We start from the raw sequence: 15,869 nt of genomic DNA on the forward strand, positions 1-15,869 counted from the left end.
CACTCGTTTTGCACAACCGCGCTGAATTTTCCTACGGTACTCCCATGACTTTCGCCACCCTTGGCCTGATCGAACCCTTGCTGCGCGCTCTCGAGACGCTCGGCTACCAGACCCCGACGCCGGTTCAGACTCAAGCGATTCCGGCGGTGTTGGCCGGTCGCGACCTGATGGCCGCGGCCCAGACCGGCACCGGCAAGACTGCCGGTTTCGCCTTGCCGCTGCTGCAATTGCTGGCCATGGAAGGGCCGAAAGTCAGCGCCAACTCCGTGCGTGCGCTGATCCTGGTGCCGACCCGCGAACTGGCCGAGCAGGTTCACGAAAGCGTGCGCCAGTACGCCGAGAATCTGCCGTTGAGCACGTACGCGGTGTACGGCGGCGTCAGCATCAACCCGCAAATGATGAAGTTGCGCAAAGGCGTCGACCTGTTGGTGGCGACCCCGGGCCGCTTGCTCGACCTGTTCCGCCAGAACGCGCTCAAGTTCAACCAGTTGCAAACCCTGGTGCTGGACGAAGCCGATCGCATGCTCGATCTGGGCTTCTCCGAAGAGCTGGGGAACATTTACAAGGCGCTGCCGAAGAAGCGTCAGACGCTGCTGTTCTCCGCGACCTTCTCCGACGCCATCCGCACCCTGGCCGGGCAAATGCTCAACGACCCGCTGACCATCGAAGTCAGCCCGCGCAACGTCGCAGCCAACACTGTTAAACAGTGGGTGGTGACGGTGGACAAGAAGCGCAAGCCGGAGCTGTTCGTTCACTTGATGCGCAAGGGCAAGTGGAAGCAGGTGCTGGTATTCGCCAAGACCCGTAACGGCGTAGACGCGCTGGTGGAAAAACTCCAGGGCCTGGGCATCAACGCTGACGGCATCCACGGCGACAAACCTCAGGCGACCCGTCAACGGGCGCTGGATCGTTTCAAGGCCAGCGAAGTGCAGATCCTTGTAGCCACCGACGTGGCAGCGCGTGGTCTGGATATCGAAGATTTGCCGTTGGTGGTCAACTTCGACCTGCCGATCGTGGCGGAGGACTACATCCACCGCATCGGTCGTACCGGCCGTGCGGGCGCAACCGGGCAGGCTATTTCGCTGGTGTGTGCCGATGAGGTGAATTTGCTGTCGGCCATCGAGACATTGACCCGTCAGACGTTGAGTCGTCAGATGGAACAGGATTTCGAGCCTGAGCACCGCGTGCCGGATACCGATGCCAGCGGTCAGGTGATCAAGAAGCCGAAAAAACCGAAGAAGCCCAAGACCTCCAGTGGCGGCAAGCGCAACCTGGGTAAATGGGTCGAGAGCGGTGATGCCTCGGCGCCGGAGCCGTCGATCAAGCCTGTGCGTAAAGTACCGGTGTTCAATACCGGGCCGCGTAAGCGTAAGCCTTGATTACCCGCTGCGTCTGATACGCCGCTATCGCGAGCAGGCTCGCTCCCACATTTGATCTGCGCTACATGACGATCCAGTGTGGGAGCGAGCCTGCTCGCGAAGGACGCGCCTCGGTCTTCAATCCTTGCGCCGCAACCACTCCACCATCCCCAACCCCGCCGCACGCCCACTGGCAAAACACGCGGTCAGCAGATAGCCGCCGGTCGGCGCTTCCCAATCGAGCATTTCCCCCGCGCAGAACACCCCGGGCAGTTGCTTGAGCATCAGACGTTCATCCATCGACTCGAACATCACGCCCCCCGCGCTGCTGATGGCTTCGTCCAATGGCCGGGTTTTCACCAGTGTCAGCGGCAATGCCTTGATCGCTTTGGCCAGCAATGCCGGATCGGCAAAGCAGTCGGCCGGTGTCAGCTCGCGCAACAACGCCGCTTTCACGCCATCAAGGCCAAGCTGACTGTGCAGGTGTTTGGACATGGAACGGGAGCCGCGAGGTTTGCTCAGTGCGGACTGGATTTTATCCACAGGCTTGCCCGGCAACAGGTCGAGGTGAATGGTCGCCGCGCCGTGGTGATTGATCGCTTCGCGGATCGGTGCCGACAGGGCGTAGATCAAACTGCCTTCAATCCCCGTGGCGGTGATCACGCATTCCCCGAGTCGTGGCATGTCGTCATTGAGGCCAATGGCGATGTTTTTCAGCGGGCTGCCGGCGAATTTGCTGACCATCAACTCGCTCCATGCCTGCACCTCGAAGCCGCAATTACTCGGTTGCAACGGCGCCAGTCCTACACCGCGCTGTTCCAGCGGCAGCATCCAGGCACCGTCCGAACCGAGACGCGACCAACTGCCGCCGCCGAGGGCCAACAGGGTCGCGTCGGGTTGAACGGTTTTTTCGCCTTCGGGGCTGTCGATGCGCAAGCCACCGTTGTGATCCCAACCGAGCCAGCGATGGCGGGTGTGGATAACGACGCCGGCATCACGCAGGCGTTTGAGCCAGGCGCGCAACAGGGGCGCGGCTTTCATGTCGGTAGGAAACACCCGGCCAGAGCTGCCGACAAAGGTTTCGATGCCCAGGTCATGAATCCACTGGCATAAAGCGTCGGCGCCGAAGGACCGTAGCAACGGCGCAATCTGCGGTGCCCGTTCGGCATAGCGCGAGAGAAATGCCGGGTAGGCCTCGGAGTGGGTGATGTTCATGCCACCGACCCCGGCGAGGAGGAATTTTCGCCCCACTGAAGGCATGCCGTCGTACAGATCGACCTTGATCCCGGCCTGGCTCAACACTTCAGCCGCCATCAAACCGGCGGGGCCGCCGCCGATGATGGCGACATGAGGGGGGAGGGAAGTGGAGGGCTGGGTCATGGAATGCGCTGCGGTTTGGCGGAATAGGGCGGGCATTCTACCAGTGCTGCCCTCTGTGGGAGCGAGCCTGCTCGCGATAGCGATGGATCAGTCGACATCGATATCGACTGTGAGGGCCTCATCGCGAGCAGGCTCGCTCCCACAGGGATCATGGGTGTTTTCAAAAGGCTGGTTAAAAAACAACCACCGTTCTGTAGCCTATATTCCGCATGGCCTGCAGGCCCTTTCACTCAGGTTATCCACAGGCAGTTCCACAGGCATTGTGGGTAAAGACCCACACATCAATGACAACCTGATGACTGCCACACCCGTTGGGCGCTGTGATGGAGGATTCCATGACGACGCGCCAAGGCCTTGCGGTCCTTGCTGTAGCCGCCGCCGATCACACCGACCAGCGGAATATCCCGGCCCAGGCAATGACGCATCACGCTTTCATCGCGAGCGGCGACGCCTTCGTCTGTCAGTTTCAGATAGCCCAAAGCATCGTCCTTATGCACATCGACACCGGCGTCATACAGCACCAGATCCGGTTGGTAGAGCGGCAGCAAATAGTTGAGTGCATCGTCCACCACCTTCAGGTAATCGGCATCGCCCATGCCCATCGGCAACGGAATGTCCCAGTCACTTTCGGCTTTGCGTGCAGGAAAATTCTTTTCGCAGTGCAGGGAAACGGTCACTGCCTCCGGGGTGTTGTGCAGGATTCGTGCAGTCCCATCGCCCTGATGCACGTCGCAGTCGAAGATCAGCACGCGATTCACCCGGCCACTTTCCAGCAGGTAATGGCTGATCACCGCCAGGTCATTGAAGATGCAGAACCCGGCGGGATGATCGTAGTGCGCGTGGTGAGTGCCGCCGGCCAGATGGCAGGCCAAACCATGCTCCAGTGCCTGTTCCGCCGCCAGCAGTGAGCCGCCGACCGCCCGCACCGTGCGCCGGGCCAGCGCTTCGCTCCAGGGCAGGCCGAGGCGTCGCTGGTCTTCACGGGACAATTCGCCGCCCATGTAACGTTCGATATACGCAGGGTCATGGGCGAGGGCGAGAATCTCCGCGGGGCAGAGGTCCGGGCGCAGCAGGTCGGCGTCGTGGGTCAGGCCACTGTCCACCAGGTGATCGCGCAGCAAGCGAAACTTGTCCATGGGGAAGCGGTGATCCGCCGGGAACTCGGGACTGTAGTCTTCGTGGTAGATCAATGGCAGGGGCATGGCTGATTTATACAGGAAGGCATGTAGGAATGAGTGAAGGATCCTACCAGCGATGTAGACTTGGGGCATGAAAGAGGGGGCACGATGGAGCCGATTCTGGAACTCGAAAGCGCGCGACTGCTGTTACGGCAGTGGCGTGACGAGGATTTGCCGACGTTTGCGGCGATGTGCGCCGATCCACAGGTGATGCGTTATTTTCCGGCACTGTTGAGTCGACTGGAAAGTGCTGCGCTGATCGGGCGGGTTCGCGGGCATTTTGCCGAGCATGGTTTCGGCCTCTGGGCGTTGGAACGTAAAGACACCGGCGCCTTTATTGGTTTTACCGGCCTGGGCGTGGTCAGCTTCGACGCGCCATTCACCCCGGCTACCGAAATCGGCTGGCGCCTGGCGCGCGAGCATTGGGGCCTGGGCTATGCCAGCGAAGCGGCGTGGACCGCTTTGCGCTGCGGGTTTGATCGGTTGGCGCTGCAAGAGATCGTCGCATTCACCACCAAAACCAATCTGCCATCTGAGAAAGTCATGCAAGCGATCGGCATGCACCATGCCCCCGCCGATGATTTCGAGCACCCGCGGCTTGCAGCCGATCATCCGCTGCGCGCGCACGTGTTGTACCGCATCACCCGTGAGCAATGGCTGCAAACCTTGCATGGATAAGCAGGCGCGGACGTTTACAATGGCCCTCATGTTGAACCGGGCCATAAACTGAATCGACCGCCGCAGCCCAGACTGCGCGGCATTGCGTTGTGTGAGGAGAGTCTGAATGAGCCAAGTGTTGGAAGATCTGGTAGACCTGCTGACCCTGGAACCGATTGAAGAAAACCTGTTCCGTGGCCGCAGCCAGGACCTGGGTTTTCGTCAGTTGTTCGGCGGCCAGGTACTCGGCCAGTCCCTGTCGGCGGCCAGTCAGACCGTCGAAGCGGCGCGCCATGTGCATTCGATGCACGGTTATTTCCTGCGCCCGGGCGATGCCAAATTGCCGGTGGTGTATCAGGTCGACCGGGTGCGCGATGGCGGCAGTTTCAGTACGCGCCGGGTGACGGCGATCCAGAAGGGCAACCCGATTTTTACGTGCAGTGCCTCGTTCCAGTACGACGAAGAAGGCTTCCAGCACCAGAGCGAAATGCCGCAAGTGGTCGGCCCGGAAAACCTGCCGTCGGAGCTGGAGCTCACCCAGCAGCGCGCGCACCTGATTCCTGAGCACATGCGCGAAAAACTGCTGTGCCCGAAACCGATCGAAGTCCGACCGGTGACCGAAAAAGACCCCTACAACCCGCAACCTGCCGATCCCGTCAAGTACGTCTGGTTCCGTGCCGACGGTGCCTTGGCCGATACCCCGGCGTTGCACAAATACCTGCTGGCCTACGCTTCGGACTTCGGTCTGCTGACCACCTCGATGCTGCCCCATGGCAAATCGGTCTGGCAGAAAGACATGCAGGTCGCCAGCCTTGATCACGCATTGTGGTTCCATGCCGACCTGCGCGCCGATGACTGGTTGCTGTATGCCATGGACAGTCCATGGGCCGGCAATTCGCGCGGATTCTCCCGTGGCAGCGTGTTCAACCGTGCCGGGCAACTGGTGGCTTCGGTCACTCAGGAAGGCCTGATTCGCCATCGCAAGGATTGGGCATGAGCCTGGCCGAGGTGCGGCACTGGGTGTTCGATATGGACGGCACGCTGACGGTGGCCGTGCATGACTTCGCGGCGATTCGCGTGGCGTTGGCGATTCCCGCCGAAGACGACATCCTCACCCACCTCGCTGCGTTGCCGGCTGATGAAGCAGCGGCCAAACACGCGTGGCTGCTGGAGCACGAGCGGGATCTGGCGTTGGGTTCGAAACCGGCGCCGGGTGCGGTGGAACTGGTGCGTGAGTTGGCCGGACGTGGTTATCGTCTGGGCATTCTCACGCGCAATGCTCGCGAGCTGGCCCATGTCACGCTGGAGGCCATCGGCCTGGCTGACTGCTTTGCGGTGGAAGATGTACTGGGCCGCGATGAAGCACCGCCCAAACCACATCCCGGTGGTTTGCTGAAACTGGCCGAAGCCTGGAAAGTGCCGGCGAGCGAAATGGTGATGGTCGGTGATTACCGCTTTGATCTGGATTGCGGTCGGGCGGCGGGGACGCGGACGGTGTTGGTGAATCTGCCGGATAATCCGTGGCCGGAATTGACGGATTGGCATGCAGCCGATTGCGTGGCGTTGCGAGAAATGTTGCTGGCTTGAAGGCCCCATCGCGAGCAGGCTCGCTCCCACATTTTAATCTCCATGAAATGCAAATTTGCATCCGGCGCAGATCTACTGTGGGAGCGAGCCTGCTCGCGAAGGCGTCAGATCAGGCACCACAAAAACTCACTGACCGAACAACGCCTTCTGCCCCTCAGGCGACGTAAACATCCCGTCCCCATTGTGCCCGACCCCAGGCACTTCGATCAGTTGCTGACTCAATCCTTGAGGATGGCGCCGTTTCAGATAATTGAAATAGTTGCGCCCACGAAGCAGTCGAGACGCGCCCTGAGCCTTGGCCTCACAACTCTTATCCAGCGCCGGATGATTCGGATCAGTGTCCTGCTGGCCGAGTAAATAAACGATGTCACGTTTGACATAGTTTTCTTCGAGTTGCGCAGGCGTTTGCCCATTGGCATAAGCGGGCAGATCCGCCAGCCCATACTTCCAGCGATTGAAATTCGGGCATCCCGCATGGCTGAACGCCACTGGCCGTTGCTCATTGAAGTAGGCATACGACGAAGGGTTGGCGATCACATAGCGCACTTTCACGCCTTCCGTATCGAGAGCGGGTTGAGGGTGACCCAGCAAGGCATAACGCTGAACCACTTGAGCGCCGCCAGAGTGACCGGCGATGACAATTTGTTTCACATCGGGAAACTGTCGTCGATCGCCCAGCCGAGTGACGATTTCGTCGAGGGCGGCGTAGGAACTCAGCGTAAACGGTGCGGTGGATAAGCCGCCGGCCATCCAGTCATTGCCTTGCCAGCGTAAAACACTGTCAGACACCGGATGGCTCGCAACGTCGGTTTCGTTGAGAAACTGCGGGGCGAGTACCAACGTGTTCGCGCTTTGTCCGGCCTGCTCGGCTGCATGCTCGGCGCTTTGGCGATAGGTGTCTGCATTGCGCAATCGACCATGGATGATGATCAGCACGCGTTCGATTTTTTCCGGCGTCGGGCCGATGCTCACCGCGATTTCGCCGGCGCTCAGCAGCAGACGCGAGGAACTGATCGCCTTGCCCTCCTGCTCGGCGGCCTGGGTGCTTGCGCAGGTAATCAACAGAGCCAGCAGCCACGTACGCATCACAGATTCTTCGCTGCAAAGGTATCGCACTGGCCGACCTGGCCTTGTGCGAATCCGGCCTTGAACCAGCGAACCCGCTGGGCCGAAGTGCCATGGGTGAAGGAGTCCGGTACCACGCGGCCCTGACCTTGCTGTTGCAAACGGTCGTCGCCGATCGCGTTGGCAGCATTCAAGGCCTCTTCGATGTCACCGGGTTCCAGCCAGTTCAGACGTTTTTGCGCATTGTTGGCCCAGACCCCGGCCAGGCAATCGGCCTGCAGTTCCTGGCGCACCAGCAAACCGCCGTCGCCTTCCATCCGCCGGCCTTGCTGGCGAGCGGTCTGAATCTTCGCCGAAACGCCGAGCAGCGTTTGCACATGGTGGCCGACTTCGTGAGCGATTACGTAGGCCTGAGCAAAATCCCCTGCGGCGGAAAAACGTTGGGACATCTCCTGAAAGAAACTCATGTCCAGATAGACCTTCTGATCCTCGGGGCAATAGAAGGGGCCGGTCGCCGACGTCGCCAGACCACAGGCCGAGTTGATGTGGTTGCTGAACAGCACCAGGGTCGGGTCTTTATATTCACGGCCGGCCTGCTGGAAAATCGCGCCCCAGGTGTCTTCGGTATCACCGAGGATCGAGCGCACGAATTCGGCCCCTTCATCATTGGCCGGCGGCGCCTTGCGGGTTTGGGTGGTGGTCGGGGCCGATTGTTCGCTCATCTGCCCGGTCAATTGGCCGAGGATCTGCATCGGGTCCTGGCCGGTGATCCAGCCGATCCCGACGATCAACAAGATTGCCGTCAGGCTCAGGCCCTTGCCTCCACCGAAGCGCATCCCGCCACCCCCACCGCCGACATCATCGCCACGAGCATCAAGCACGTTGTCGCTGCGTCGGCCTTTTTTCCAAAGCATGGGGGGAATCCTCGTTGAACATGGTGATGAGTGTTGCTGGTGAGTAAGAGCGGCGCCAGTCCGGTCGTCTGACAGTCCTGAGTGACGAGGGTTCGTCGACCTTGGCTGTTTCGTCTCGCGAGGTGATCACCGGTCCTGCGCAGCAAAGGTATCGCAGGCGTTGATGCGACCGGCGACGAAACCGGATTTGAACCAGTTCACCCGCTGCGCGGAAGTGCCGTGGCTGAACGTTTCGGGCCGTATCGTGGCGTTGCGGGATTGTTGCAGGTAATCGTCACCAAACTGGGCTGCGGCATGCAGGGCCGCGTCGACATCACCGGGTTCCAGCCAGTCGTGGCGTTTCTGTGCATGGTGCGCCCAGACGCCGGCCAGGCAATCGGCTTGCAGTTCGGCTCGAACTTCCAGGCCTCCATCGCCGATGACAGGTAGGTTGTCTGTCATTGCTGTCTCGAAAGGCTCGGAGAGCCCCAGTTCAAGCTGCACATGATGGCCGATTTCGTGAGCGATGATGTAGGCCTGTGCGAAGTCACCGATCACCGAAAACTGTTGTGCCATGATGCGAAAGAACGCCAGGTCCAGATACACCTGGCGATTGGTCGGGCAATAGAACGGGCCGCTGGCCGAGTTTGCGAAGCCACACGCCGAGGTCACGCTTTCACTGAACAGGGTCAGTGTGGGGTCCGGGTAATGCCGGCCGGTTTGCGCAAAAAGTTGTTTCCAGGTGTCTTCGGTATCGCCCAGTACGGACTGGATGAACATCAGCTGGGGGTCTTCAGCAACCCTGGCAGCGGATTGAAGAGGTGTGTCTGACCGGGTGGGGGCGTCATCCGGCGTTGTACTCATCGTTGAATACAGTCCTGTGCCTGCCAGGGTGGCGACGGCCACTGAGGCGCCCAGTATTTGCCCTGTCGTTTTGCGGGCATCCTTGCCCTTGCGGGTGTCATTTACGTTGTCGCTGCGTCTTGCTCTGTTCCATAACATGTTTGCGGTCTCTCATGGATTGATGGGGCCTGTATCGCCTCGTCTATGAATAACCGCGCTGGCAAAAATGTGTGGGTGAAATGTGTAAGGGGTCGTGAAACCCACATGCTTTTGGCGTGCAAAGGGGGCGGTTGTCGGACATGGGTTCCAGATTTCGCATTCAGCGAGTTGTCTTCTAGAATCGGGCAAATTTCATGTGGAACCTCCCATGGCCGGCAGTCAGATCGAACGTGTTTTCAGCGTATTGGAAAGCCTCACCAGTGACTCTCGCGGCCTGCCGATGCAGACGCTGGCAGAGCAACTGGATATCCCGAAAAGCGCGACCCATCGCTTGCTCGCCGAGCTGATTCGACTGGGCTATGTGCGGCAGAATCCAGAAAATTTGCGGTATCACCTGTCGACCAAGTTGGTGGCCCTGGGTTTCCGCTACCTGTCGAGTAGCGGTGCGGATATCGTTCAACCGGTGCTTGATCGCCTGGCCCATGAAACCGGTGAGCTGGTGCGCCTTGGAGTGATCGAAGGGGAGAGGCAGATTTGGATCGCCAAGTCCCAGGGCGCCCGATCCGGCTTGCGTTACGACCCGGACATGGGCCGCGATGCACCGTTGTTTTACACCGCGTCGGGGCATGCGTGGCTGGCGTGCATGAGCGATGCCGAGGCCTTGTCGATGGTGGAGCGCCAGGGCGTCGACCGGCCCAAGGACCTCGGGCCGAATGCACCGCGCTCCAACATCGAATTGCTCGAACGCCTGCGTCTGGCCAGGGAGCAGGGCTATGCCTGGGTCGAGGAAAGTTCAGCGGTAGGCACGTCGGCGATTGCAGCGGTGGTGCGGCATCCGGGTGATGGCCGGGTGATCGGCGTACTCAGCATCGCCGGGCCGAGTGCGCGGATGCCGGGGGCGCGGTTGCATGAACTGGCGCCACTGTTGTTGAAGTTTGCAGAGGAGTTGTCGGCGGCGAGTCTGGTGTCGGAGTTGTTCGGTTAAACCACTCTCACATTTAATTTGTGCTTGGCGATACGAATCTGTGCGCTGATCGAACACTATCCGCTTTTGCTCATGTGAGAATCTGGAACCAGGTTCTAAATTATTGGAGTTCAGCCCCAACAATAATTCTGTAGGAGCGAGGCTTGCCCGCGAAGCTTTTGATCTCAAGTTCCCAAGGGAATACCCCATGACCCTCAGCACTCCGCTTTCCGGTGTCAATCAGCCCTTCAAAGGGATTCTGCTGATCGTCGTTGCCACCTTCCTGTTTTCCAGTCACGACGCATTGTCGAAATACCTCTCGGGGTTCTATCCGGTGATCATGGTGGTCTGGGCCCGCTATGTGGTTCACACGTTACTGATGGCGGGGATTTTTCTGCCGCAGTCCGGGTTGCGTGTCCTACGGACCAAAAGGCCATTACTGCAACTGTTGCGGGCGTTGTGCCTGCTGGGGACCAGTTTGCTGTTCACGACCGGTTTGCTGTTCATCCCGTTGGCCGAAGCCACGGCGGTCAATTTTCTCGCACCGGTATTGGTGACGGCGCTGTCGGTGCCGCTGCTAGGTGAACAGGTGACGCGCGGCCAATGGCTGGCGGTGATTTGCGGATTCATCGGGGTGTTGATCATTGTCCATCCCGGCGGCGAACTGTTCACGCCTGCAGTGTTGCTGCCGTTCTGCTCGGCCCTGTTTTTCTGTTTCTATCAATTGCTCACCCGCAAGCTCAGCGAAATCGATAGCCCGACCACCAGTAACTTTTTCGCCGGGCTCTGCAATACGTTGGTGATGAGCGCGCTGGTGCCGTTCTTCTGGCAAGTCCCAAGCCTGGCTCATGGTTTTTTGATGGTGGCGCTGGGGGCGTGCGGGATGACGGCGCATCTGTTTCTGACTCAGGCCTTCCGTCACGCCGCGCCCGCGTTGTTGGCGCCGTTCGGCTATTGCCAGATTGTCTTTGCCGGTTTGCTGGGCTGGTTGCTGTTTTCTCACACGCCGACCCTGACCACGGTGATCGGGATCGCGGTGATTTGTTGCAGCGGGTTAGCAGCAGCCTGGCAACAGAGTCGTCGACAAGAGGAGGGAGGCAGGCCTGGAATCAGGCCTGCCGGAGGAAGGGCGTTTACTCGGTGACGGTCGGAATCTTGCGCGGCGCCATGAAGTACATCCAGGTCAGCGCGATGAAGTACATCGCCGGAATCATGGTGAACAGCACGGTGTAGTTGTTGTTGGTGATCGTCAGAATGTGGCCGACCAATTGGGTCATGAACATCCCGCCGATTGCCGCGCACATCCCGCCGAAACCGAACACCGTACTCATCATGTGCTTGGGCGTGTAGTCCATCACCAGGCTCCAGATGTTCGCGGTCCAGGCCTGGTGCGCACCGATGGCCAGGGAGATGGCAAACACCGCGACCCACAGGCTGCTCGAGCCGGCCGCCATGATCACGCCAATGATGCAGCAGGCGAACAGGAACATGGACATCAGCCGCGCCTTGATCGGGTTGATCCCGCGACCGATCAGGAAGGAGGACAGGATGCCGCCGCCGACACTGCCGAAGTCAGCTGTCAGGTAGATGATGATCAGCGGGATACCCATCTGGGTCACGTTGATCCCCAGGTTGTATTGCTGATTGAGGAACGGCGGCAGCCAGTACAGGTAGAACCAGAACACCGGCGCGGTCATCGAGTAGGCCAGGGCGAAGGCCCAGGTGCCACGCATGCGCAGGATTCGCGAGAACGGTACGCGGGTCTGTTCCGGCTCGACTTCCTTCTGGATGTAGTCCAGTTCCGATTGTTTAACGCTCGGATGATCTTCCGGGTTGAAGTACTTCAGACCCCAGAACAGCAACCAGATACCGCCCAGTGCCGACATGCACAGGAACGCGGCTTGCCAGCCCCAGACGTGGAGGATCAGCGGCAACAGCATTGGCGTGAACATCGCGCCGACGTTGGTCCCGGCGTTGAAGATGCCAGTCGCTACTGCGCGCTCGCCGGCGGGGAACCACAACCGGGTGGTTTTCACGCAAGCCGGGTAATTCGCCGCTTCGGTCAGGCCGAGAATGAACCGGCAGACCATGAAACCCACCGCCGAAGTGGCCAGGCCATGAGCGCCGGTGGCCAGGCTCCAGAGCAGCACCGCGCAGAAGAACACGCGCTTGACGCCGACCCGGTCGATCAACCGGCCCTGCAGCACAAAGCCGATGGCATAGCCGACCTGAAACCAGAAGTTGATGTTGGCGTAATCCATCGCCGTCCAGCTCATTTCCTTGGCCAGGATCGGCTGCATGACGCCCAGGGCGGCGCGGTCGATGTAGTTCAGGGTGGTGGCGAAAAACACCAGCGCCAGCATCCCCCAACGGGTTTTGCCGACGGCCATGGCGCCGCGGATTTTGTCGCCGATACCGCCAGTGGCGATGCCTTGGGCCGCAGCCATGCGGGAGCTTTCCGTTTGAGAGCTTTGAGAAGGAAACATGTGTGTGCCATCCGTTCAATGACTGACAAGCGAGGCTTGTCGGGACTTCAAGGGCGCGTGATCAATCGATGGCGGCAGGCGCGGGTGTGATTGATCGGCTGAGGTGTTTTCGTCGGACAGACGACAACGGTTATTCAGCGAGCGGCACGGTTCGGCCGAGAGGGCGCAAGGTTCGGATGGAGGCCAGGTGCGGCGTGAGGGCGGTGGAGCAAGCAAACAAGGCGTTGAATGAGCGCATGAGCGTGTACCCGTTTTTTGAAATTTTTATGTGGTGTTCAGGGTCTTTGGTAACCGAGTCCATGGGTTCATGACCGGACTCAATGTGCTGTCGATGTTGCGCAGTGGACGAAAAATCGTCAATTCGCCAACCGCCATTGTGTTCGATAATCGCCCGCAAAACTAACCGGGTAGTACACTTTGAATTGCTGTGTGGATTCGTCAAGCCAATAATTTGCCCAAGACAAACGCTACCCCTACGTAAAGCGTGCAATGCCCCTAACAAAATGGTCCCCACCACCGGGAGTCGACACATGCAGCGTTCCATTGCCACCGTTTCCTTGAGCGGTACCCTGCCGGAAAAACTCGAAGCCATCGCCGCCGCCGGTTTTGACGGTGTGGAGATTTTCGAAAACGATCTGCTCTACTACGACGGCAGCCCGCGGGAAATCAAACAGATGTGCGCCGATCTCGGGATCGCCATCACGCTGTTTCAACCCTTTCGGGATTTCGAAGGTTGCCGCCGCGACAGGCTGCCGCGCAATCTGGAGCGGGCCGAGCGCAAGTTCGATTTGATGCAGGAGCTGGGCACCGATCTGGTGCTGGTGTGCAGCAACGCCTTGGCCGACTCCATCGGTGATGAGCAGATTCTGGTCGACGACTTGCGCCTGCTGGCCGAACGGGCCGGTGCTCGTGGTCTGCGGATCGGTTACGAAGCGCTGGCCTGGGGCCGGCATGTGAACACTTGGCAACAGGTGTGGAACATCGTTCGCCAGGCCGATCATCCGAACCTCGGCGTGTTGCTGGACAGTTTTCATACGCTGTCGCTCAAGGGCGACCCGAGCGCCATCGCCGAAATTCCCGGTGACAAGATCTTCTTCGTGCAAATGGCCGATGCGCCGATCCTGGCGATGGACGTGCTGGAGTGGAGCCGGCATTTCCGCTGCTTCCCGGGCCAGGGCGAATTCGACCTGCCGGGTTTTCTCGCGCCGATCATCAAGAGTGGCTACACCGGGCCGCTGTCGCTGGAGATCTTCAACGACGGCTTCCGCGCCGCACCGCCACGGGCTAACGCCGCCGACGGTTTGCGTTCGTTGCTGTATCTGGAAGAGAAAACCCGTCAGCGTCTGGAGCAGGAAGCTACGCCGGCGGCCAATCGCGACATTCTGTTCGATACCCCGAGCGCCAGCGAATACAACGGCATCGAGTTTCTTGAATTCGCAGTGGACGAAAGCCTCGGCGCCAAGCTGTCCCATTGGCTGGAGCGCCTGGGGTTCGTCAAGGTCGGGCAACACCGCTCCAAGAGCGTCAGCCTGTTGCGTCAGGGCGATATCAACCTGATCCTCAACTCCGAGCCTTACTCCTTCGCCCACAGTTTTTTTGAGGCTCACGGCCCGTCGCTGTGCGCCACCGCCGTGCGGGTCAAGGACAGCGCCAGTGCGCTGGCCCGCGCGGTTGCGTACAAGGGCCAGCCCTATCGCGGACTCGTTGGCCCCAATGAACTTGAACTGGCAGCGGTGCGTGCGCCGGATGGCAGCCTGATTTACCTGGTGGACCAGGACGCCGACGTCTATGGCACCGACTTCAATCTGCAATCGACGGCCATGGCCAGCGGTGGCCTCAAACGCATCGACCACATGGCAATGGCGCTGCCTGCCGACAGCCTCGACAGTTGGGTGCTGTTCTATAAGAGCCTGCTGGATTTCGAAGCCGACGATGAAGTGGTGTTGCCCGACCCGTATGGTTTGGTGAAGAGCCGTGCGTTGCGCAGCCGTTGCAGTTCGATCCGCTTGCCGCTGAACATCTCCGAGAACCGCAACACTGCCATCTCACACGCGCTGTCGAGTTATCGCGGTTCCGGCGTGCATCACATCGCGTTCGATTGCGACGACATCTTTGCCGAAGTCAGCCGCGCCAAGGCCGCTGGCGTGCCGCTGCTGGACATCCCGCTCAACTATTACGATGACCTCGCCGCACGGTTTGATTTCGATGATGAGTTCCTCAGTGAACTGGCCTATTTCAACGTGCTCTATGACCGCGATGCCCAGGGCGGTGAGCTGTTTCATGTGTACACCGAGCCGTTCGAAGGGCGGTTCTTCTTTGAAATCATCCAGCGCAAAAATGGCTACGCGGGTTACGGCGCGGCCAACGTGGCCGTGCGACTGGCGGCCATGGCCAAATCGCGAAGTGGTGGCGTACGTCAGGCAAAGTTGTAGGAAAATCGTAAACACGGGCACAAAACCGCTGCATCGTGGCTTCCTTCACTGTGCGCGGCAGCCCATAATCGCCTGCTTGTGCAGTGATGGCCGTGAGCCCGCAATGACAATAATTCCAGAACTATCCGCAGCGCCCGACAAGCCAATTGCCGAGCCTCGCAAGAGTCGCAAGAACAACCCGGAAAAGACCCGCGAGAACATCCTTCAAGAGGCTATTGTCGAATTCGTCCAGCAGGGGCTTTCCGGTGCGCGCGTGGATGCGATCGCCGAGCGCATCCACACCTCCAAACGCATGATCTATTACTACTTCGGCAGTAAGGAGCAGCTCTACGTGGAGGTGCTGGAGAAACTCTACGGGGATATCCGCAGCACCGAAAACCGTCTGCACCTGGTCGAACTGGCGCCGGTGGAAGCGATTCGGCGATTGGTCGAATTCACCTTTGATCACCATGATCGCAATGTCGATTTCGTGCGTATCGTCAGCATCGAGAACATTCACAATGCCGAGTATGTGAAGCGCTCCGATGCGATCAAGGCGATGAACAACACCATCCTCGATTCACTGGGCGAGATTTTGCGTCGTGGCTCTGAAGAAGGTGTATTCCGCACCGACCTCGATCCATTGGATGTGCACCTGTTGATCAGCTCGTTTTGCTTCTATCGTGTGTCGAACCGTCATACCTTCGGTGAGATCTTTCAGATCGACCTGCCGGATGAAAACATCAAGCAGCGTCATCGGGAGATGATCTGCGAGTCGGTTTTGCGATACCTGCAGGCTTGATTTGTAGGTCCCTTAAAAGATCGCAGCCTGCGGGCAGCGCCTACAGGATCGGTTAAACGCCGATTACCGTGTAGGCGCTGCCGAAG

General features: G+C 59.7%; 14 protein-coding genes. 8 read left to right on the plus strand and 6 right to left on the minus strand.

What is annotated here, in order from left to right; genetic code table 11:
• Nucleotides 1–44 precede the first annotated feature (44 nt).
• Nucleotides 45–1,379 carry a DEAD/DEAH box helicase gene (locus KGB14_RS09095; protein WP_223485810.1) on the plus strand — a complete coding sequence of 445 codons (1,335 nt, stop codon included), beginning with the start codon at nt 45–47 and terminating at the stop codon, nt 1,377–1,379.
• 117 nt (nt 1,380–1,496) lie between these two features.
• Here KGB14_RS09095 and KGB14_RS09100 read toward each other — a convergent pair whose 3' ends face one another.
• Both KGB14_RS09100 and KGB14_RS09105 read right to left on the minus strand, forming a co-directional pair.
• On the minus strand, nt 1,497–2,738 hold the full coding sequence (locus KGB14_RS09100) for a TIGR03862 family flavoprotein (protein ID WP_223485812.1): 1,242 nt from the start codon (nt 2,736–2,738) through the stop codon (nt 1,497–1,499).
• Nucleotides 2,739–3,019: 281 nt separating this feature from the next.
• The gene (locus KGB14_RS09105; protein WP_223485814.1) at nt 3,020–3,940 is read right to left on the minus strand and encodes a histone deacetylase; all 921 of its coding nucleotides are present in this window, start codon (nt 3,938–3,940) and stop codon (nt 3,020–3,022) included.
• An 84-nt stretch (nt 3,941–4,024) separates the two neighbouring features.
• Here KGB14_RS09105 and KGB14_RS09110 point away from each other — a divergent pair, with 84 nt between their 5' ends.
• From KGB14_RS09110 to KGB14_RS09120, 3 genes are all read left to right on the plus strand, one after another.
• A complete protein-coding gene (locus KGB14_RS09110; RefSeq protein WP_223485816.1) occupies nt 4,025–4,594 on the plus strand; it encodes a GNAT family N-acetyltransferase in 570 nt (189 codons plus the stop codon).
• Nucleotides 4,595–4,700: 106 nt separating this feature from the next.
• Complete coding sequence (gene tesB / locus KGB14_RS09115; RefSeq protein ID WP_223485818.1) at nt 4,701–5,570, plus strand: acyl-CoA thioesterase II; 870 nt, start codon at nt 4,701–4,703, stop codon at nt 5,568–5,570.
• Nucleotides 5,567–6,160 carry an HAD family hydrolase gene (locus KGB14_RS09120; protein WP_123720503.1) on the plus strand — a complete coding sequence of 198 codons (594 nt, stop codon included), beginning with the start codon at nt 5,567–5,569 and terminating at the stop codon, nt 6,158–6,160. The genes tesB and KGB14_RS09120 overlap by 4 nt, the downstream gene beginning before the upstream one ends.
• Nucleotides 6,161–6,286: 126 nt before the next feature.
• On the opposite strand, the gene KGB14_RS09125 is transcribed toward KGB14_RS09120, so the two are convergent.
• From KGB14_RS09125 to KGB14_RS09135, 3 genes are all read right to left on the minus strand, one after another.
• Nucleotides 6,287–7,246: an alpha/beta fold hydrolase gene (locus KGB14_RS09125; protein WP_223485820.1), complete on the minus strand. Its 960-nt coding sequence runs from the start codon at nt 7,244–7,246 to the stop codon at nt 6,287–6,289.
• A complete protein-coding gene (locus tag KGB14_RS09130; RefSeq protein ID WP_223485822.1) occupies nt 7,246–8,139 on the minus strand; it encodes a neutral zinc metallopeptidase in 894 nt (297 codons plus the stop codon). The genes KGB14_RS09125 and KGB14_RS09130 overlap by 1 nt, the downstream gene beginning before the upstream one ends.
• 126 nt (nt 8,140–8,265) lie before the next feature.
• Nucleotides 8,266–9,120: a neutral zinc metallopeptidase gene (locus KGB14_RS09135; protein ID WP_223485824.1), complete on the minus strand. Its 855-nt coding sequence runs from the start codon at nt 9,118–9,120 to the stop codon at nt 8,266–8,268.
• A 208-nt stretch (nt 9,121–9,328) separates the two neighbouring features.
• On the opposite strand from KGB14_RS09135, the gene KGB14_RS09140 reads away from it, so the two are divergent.
• Together KGB14_RS09140 and KGB14_RS09145 are read left to right on the plus strand one after the other, a co-directional pair.
• Nucleotides 9,329–10,105 (plus strand): IclR family transcriptional regulator, encoded by a 777-nt coding sequence (locus KGB14_RS09140; RefSeq protein ID WP_223485826.1) that lies wholly within the window; start codon nt 9,329–9,331, stop codon nt 10,103–10,105.
• Nucleotides 10,106–10,292: 187 nt separating this feature from the next.
• On the plus strand, nt 10,293–11,228 hold the full coding sequence (locus tag KGB14_RS09145) for a DMT family transporter (protein WP_223485828.1): 936 nt from the start codon (nt 10,293–10,295) through the stop codon (nt 11,226–11,228).
• Here the strand turns inward: KGB14_RS09145 and KGB14_RS09150 are convergent.
• Complete coding sequence (locus KGB14_RS09150) at nt 11,218–12,570, minus strand: MFS transporter (RefSeq protein WP_411740778.1); 1,353 nt, start codon at nt 12,568–12,570, stop codon at nt 11,218–11,220. The genes KGB14_RS09145 and KGB14_RS09150 overlap by 11 nt on opposite strands.
• 530 nt (nt 12,571–13,100) lie before the next feature.
• Here KGB14_RS09150 and quiC point away from each other — a divergent pair.
• Nucleotides 13,101–15,002, plus strand: a complete 1,902-nt coding sequence (quiC, locus tag KGB14_RS09155) for a 3-dehydroshikimate dehydratase QuiC (protein WP_223485831.1) — start codon at nt 13,101–13,103, stop codon at nt 15,000–15,002.
• A 103-nt stretch (nt 15,003–15,105) separates the two neighbouring features.
• On the plus strand, nt 15,106–15,783 hold the full coding sequence (locus KGB14_RS09160) for a TetR/AcrR family transcriptional regulator (RefSeq protein ID WP_223485833.1): 678 nt from the start codon (nt 15,106–15,108) through the stop codon (nt 15,781–15,783).
• The last annotated feature ends 86 nt before the right edge of the window (nt 15,784–15,869 follow it).

Origin of the sequence: Pseudomonas sp. A-RE-19 (assembly GCF_019956555.1) — a bacterium.
GTDB lineage: Bacteria > Pseudomonadota > Gammaproteobacteria > Pseudomonadales > Pseudomonadaceae > Aquipseudomonas.

What these genes read in the sequence shown, in the direction of transcription:
- tesB (WP_223485818.1), top strand. Translation starts at nt 4,701, where the DNA reads ATGAGCCAAGTGTTGGAAGATCTGGTAGACCTGCTGACCCTGGAACCG.
- KGB14_RS09145 (WP_223485828.1), top strand. Translation starts at nt 10,293, where the DNA reads ATGACCCTCAGCACTCCGCTTTCCGGTGTCAATCAGCCCTTCAAAGGG.
- KGB14_RS09100 (WP_223485812.1), bottom strand. Translation starts at nt 2,738, where the DNA reads ATGACCCAGCCCTCCACTTCCCTCCCCCCTCATGTCGCCATCATCGGC.
- KGB14_RS09160 (WP_223485833.1), top strand. Translation starts at nt 15,106, where the DNA reads ATGACAATAATTCCAGAACTATCCGCAGCGCCCGACAAGCCAATTGCC.
- KGB14_RS09120 (WP_123720503.1), top strand. Translation starts at nt 5,567, where the DNA reads ATGAGCCTGGCCGAGGTGCGGCACTGGGTGTTCGATATGGACGGCACG.
- KGB14_RS09130 (WP_223485822.1), bottom strand. Translation starts at nt 8,139, where the DNA reads ATGCTTTGGAAAAAAGGCCGACGCAGCGACAACGTGCTTGATGCTCGT.
- KGB14_RS09105 (WP_223485814.1), bottom strand. Translation starts at nt 3,940, where the DNA reads ATGCCCCTGCCATTGATCTACCACGAAGACTACAGTCCCGAGTTCCCG.
- KGB14_RS09135 (WP_223485824.1), bottom strand. Translation starts at nt 9,120, where the DNA reads ATGTTATGGAACAGAGCAAGACGCAGCGACAACGTAAATGACACCCGC.
- quiC (WP_223485831.1), top strand. Translation starts at nt 13,101, where the DNA reads ATGCAGCGTTCCATTGCCACCGTTTCCTTGAGCGGTACCCTGCCGGAA.
- KGB14_RS09140 (WP_223485826.1), top strand. Translation starts at nt 9,329, where the DNA reads ATGGCCGGCAGTCAGATCGAACGTGTTTTCAGCGTATTGGAAAGCCTC.
- KGB14_RS09125 (WP_223485820.1), bottom strand. Translation starts at nt 7,246, where the DNA reads ATGCGTACGTGGCTGCTGGCTCTGTTGATTACCTGCGCAAGCACCCAG.
- KGB14_RS09110 (WP_223485816.1), top strand. Translation starts at nt 4,025, where the DNA reads ATGGAGCCGATTCTGGAACTCGAAAGCGCGCGACTGCTGTTACGGCAG.
- KGB14_RS09150 (WP_411740778.1), bottom strand. Translation starts at nt 12,570, where the DNA reads ATGTTTCCTTCTCAAAGCTCTCAAACGGAAAGCTCCCGCATGGCTGCG.
- KGB14_RS09095 (WP_223485810.1), top strand. Translation starts at nt 45, where the DNA reads ATGACTTTCGCCACCCTTGGCCTGATCGAACCCTTGCTGCGCGCTCTC.